The sequence below is a fragment of the Bradyrhizobium sp. STM 3809 genome (assembly GCF_000239795.1).
Classification (GTDB): domain Bacteria; phylum Pseudomonadota; class Alphaproteobacteria; order Rhizobiales; family Xanthobacteraceae; genus Bradyrhizobium.
The window spans coordinates 1-3,608 of record NZ_CAFJ01000129.1 but is presented as its reverse complement, the minus strand read 5'-3'; the positions used below and the strand labels follow the sequence as shown (position 1 = coordinate 3,608).

Sequence of the window (3,608 nt, the reverse complement as noted above, 5' to 3'; positions counted from 1 at the left end):
GACGCCAGCCGCACATTCACTCGGGTGAGGGGTTGGTGCCACACGCACGCTTGGAGTATGCGGAGAGAGACCCCTCACCCGGTTGCGCTGCGCGCAACCACCCTCTCCCGCTCCAGGCAATCGCTGCGCAATTGCCGCGAGGGAGAGGGTGCAGCCGTCGTGTGGCTTTTGGTGTCAGCTACACCGCCGCCGTCGTCACGCCACCATCCACCACGATGGTCTGCCCGGTCATGAAGGTCGACGCATCCGATGCCAGATACGCCACCGCACCCGCGATCTCGTGCGGCTCGCCGATGCGGCGCAGCGGGGTGGTGGCGCAGCGCTGCTTCAGGCGGGCTTCGTCCTCCCACAGCGCGCGGGCGAAATCGGTCTTGATCAGGCCGGGCGCGACGCAGTTGATGCGCACGCCCTGCGGGCCCCATTCGCCGGCGAGGCTGCGGCACAGCGCGAAATCGGCCGCCTTCGAGATGCCGTAGGCGCCGATCACGGTCGAGCCGCGCAAGCCCCCGATCGAGGAGACGATGATCACCGAGCCCTTACCCCGCGCCGCCATCGGCGGAATCGCCTTGGCGCAGAGCCAGAAGTTGCTCTTGACGTTGGAGGCCATGATCTTGTCGAAGGCCTCGTCCGAGATGTCGAGCAGCGGGCCGTAATACGGGTTCACCGCGGCGTTGCAGACGAGGATGTCGACCTGGCCGTAATGCTTGACGGCGCCGTCGATCAGCGCGTCGACCTCAGGCCTGCGCGAGATGTTGCAGGGGATGACATGGGCCTCGCCGCCATTGGCGCGGATGCCGGCCGCGACCTCCTCGCAGGCGTCCGCCTTGCGGCTGGAGATCACCACCTTGGCGCCGAGCTGCGCCAGCAGCTCCGCCGAGGCGCGGCCGATGCCGCGACTCGAACCGGTGATGACAGCGACCTGTCCGGAGAGATTGAAGGGGTTGGGGGTCATGTATGGTTCCTCCGCGGCGGCCTCGTAGCCCGGATGAGCGCAGCGATATCCGGGTTCATCGCGACAGCTCGTGAGACCCCGGATGTCGCTGCGCTCATCCGGGCTACGGGGTCTCGCTCCGCCGTCATTGCTGCGTCGGCACTGAAGCGCCTCAAATCGTCATGCGCGGGCTTGACCCGCGCATCCATCTTCTTTCAAGAGCGATGGGTTGCCGGGTCAAGCCCGGCAACGACGCATTGCCCTAGATCAACCCGCCCGCCTCGCTGACGCGGCGGGTGTGGTAGTCGGTGTCGCCGAACGTGCTCTCGATCATGGTCAGGCGCTTGAAGTAGTGGCCGATCCTGGCCTCCATGGTCATGCCGATGCCGCCGTGGAGCTGGATCGACTGCTGGCCGACGAACTTGGCCGATTTGCCGATCTGCACCTTGGCCGCGGCGATCGAGGTGGCGCGCTCCTTGGCGTCGTCGAACTCAGCGGCCATGGTGGCGAACATCGACATCGAGCGGGCCTGCTCCAGCGCGACGAACATGTCCGAGGCGCGGTGCTGCAGCGACTGGAACGAGCCGATCGCGACGCCGAACTGCTTGCGGGTCTTGATGTACTCGACCGTGGTCTTCAGCGACTCGTCCATCAGGCCGACGGCCTCCGCGCACAGCGCGATGCGGGCCTCGTCGACGACGCGCTCGATCAGCGGCAGGGCGTTGGCAGGATCGCCGATCGCGGCGTCAGCGCCGACCTCGACGCCGGTGAAGGTGATGTCGGCGGCGTGCAGGCCGTCCTGGGTCGGATAGCCCTTGCGGGTGACGCCCTTGGCGTCGGCCGGCACGATGAACACGCCGATGCCGGACTTGTCGCGCTGGCCGCCGGAGGTGCGCGCGGTCACGATCAAGGTGTCGGCGTTCTCGCCGTTGAGCACGACGAACTTCTCGCCGTCGATCACCCAGCCGTCGCCCTTCTTCTTGGCCGAGGTCGCGACATCGAACAGGTCGTAGCGCGACTGCTTCTCGAGCTGGGCGAAGGCGAAGGTCTTGCTGCCGTCGATGATGCCAGGCAGGTGCGCTTCCTTCTGCGCCGCCGAGCCGCCATGGCGGAGGAAGCCGCCCGACAGCACCACCGTCGCGAGATAGGGCTCGAGCACCAGCGCGCGGCCCATCGCCTCCATCACGATCATGGTCTCGACACCGCCGGCGCCGAAGCCGCCGTCTTCCTCGGAGAACGGCAGGCCGAGCAGACCCTGCTCCGCAAGCTTGGACCAGATCGCTTTGCTCCAGCCGCCCTTCTCCTTCATGTACAGCTTGCGCTTGTCGAAATCGTAGGCATCCGCCAAGAGGCCGTCGATGCTGTCCTTGAGGAGGCGCTGCTCCTCGGTGAGATCAAAGTCCATTGGTTGACTCTCCAGTATCCCCATTCTCCGTCATGCCCGCGCTCGTCGCGGGCATCCACGTCGTGCCCGGGCGGGGCCGCGCGTGGATGGCCGGGTCAGGCCCGGCCATGACGGCGTGCGTTGTCGAGGCGCTGCGGCTCACACGTCAGAGCCCCAGCACCGCCTTGGCGATGATGTTGCGCTGGATCTCGTTGGAGCCGCCGTAGATCGAGACCTTGCGGTTGTTGAAGTAGCTCGGCGCGATCTGGGCGGTCCAGTCCATGGTCTCGTTGCTGTCGTCGTCGCCATGGACGTCGTAGGGCGCGGCGAACGGGCCGATGACTTCCATCAGCAGCTCGGTCGTGGTCTGCTGGATCTCGGAGCCCTTGATCTTCAGCACCGAGGACGCGGGATTGGGCTTGCCCTTGCCGTGCTTGCCCTCGTCGGCGACGACGCGCAGCTGGGTCAATTCCAGCGCCTTCAGCTCGACCTCGCAGGCCGTGAGCTTCTCGCGGAACGACGGATCCTCCAGCACCGGGCGGCCGCCGGATTCGACCTTGGCGGCGAGCTCCTTGATGCGGCGGATGCGCTCCTTGGAGACGCCGACGCGGGCGATGCCGGTGCGCTCATTGCCGAGCAGGAATTTGGCGTAGTCCCAGCCCTTGTTCTCTTCGCCGATCAGGTTCTCGATCGGCACCTCGACGTCGTCGAAGAACACCTCGTTGACCTCGTGGCCGCCATCGATGGTCTGGATCGGACGCACCGTGACGCCCTTCGACTTCATGCTGAAGACGATGAAGGAGATGCCCATCTGCTTCTTGGCGGAGGGATCGGTGCGGCAGAGGCAGAAGATCATGTCGGCGTGCTGGGCGAGCGTCGTCCAGGTCTTCTGGCCGTTGATGATCCACTTGTCGCCGCGGCGCTCGGCCTTGGTCTTCAGCGAGGCGAGGTCGGAGCCCGAGCCCGGCTCGGAGAAGCCCTGGCACCACCAGTCATCGACATTGGCGATGCGCGGCAGATACTTCTTCTTCTGCTCCTCGTTGCCGAAGGTGTAGATGACCGGGCCGACCATGCTGACGCCGAAGGCGAGCGGCTGCGGCGCCGGATAGGCCTGCAGCTCCTCGTTGAAGATGTAGTGCTGCACCGAGGTCCAGCCGGTGCCGCCATATTCCTTCGGCCAGTGCGAGACGCCCCAGCCCTTCTTGTTGAGGATGCGCCACCAGGTCACCATCTCGTCCTTCGACAGGTGCCGGCCCTCGACCATCTTGCGGCGCGTCTCCGCGGGCACATTGT

General features: G+C 66.2%; 3 protein-coding genes. All 3 read right to left on the bottom strand.

Features of this window, described 5'->3' with window-relative positions; all coding sequences use genetic code 11:
- Positions 1-178: 178 nt before the first annotated feature.
- Positions 179-952, bottom strand: a complete 774-nt coding sequence (locus BRAS3809_RS06515) for an SDR family NAD(P)-dependent oxidoreductase (protein ID WP_008961300.1) — start codon at positions 950-952, stop codon at positions 179-181.
- A gap of 241 nt (positions 953-1,193) precedes the next feature.
- Positions 1,194-2,336: a pimeloyl-CoA dehydrogenase small subunit gene (gene pimD, locus BRAS3809_RS06510; protein WP_008961299.1), complete on the bottom strand. Its 1,143-nt coding sequence runs from the start codon at positions 2,334-2,336 to the stop codon at positions 1,194-1,196.
- Between the two features lie 145 nt (positions 2,337-2,481).
- On the bottom strand, positions 2,482-3,608 hold a 1,127-nt coding region (gene pimC / locus BRAS3809_RS06505), incomplete at its 5' end, for a pimeloyl-CoA dehydrogenase large subunit (RefSeq protein ID WP_035655553.1).

What these genes read in the sequence shown, in the direction of transcription:
- BRAS3809_RS06515 (WP_008961300.1), bottom strand. Translation starts at nt 952, where the DNA reads ATGACCCCCAACCCCTTCAATCTCTCCGGACAGGTCGCTGTCATCACC.
- pimD (WP_008961299.1), bottom strand. Translation starts at nt 2,336, where the DNA reads ATGGACTTTGATCTCACCGAGGAGCAGCGCCTCCTCAAGGACAGCATC.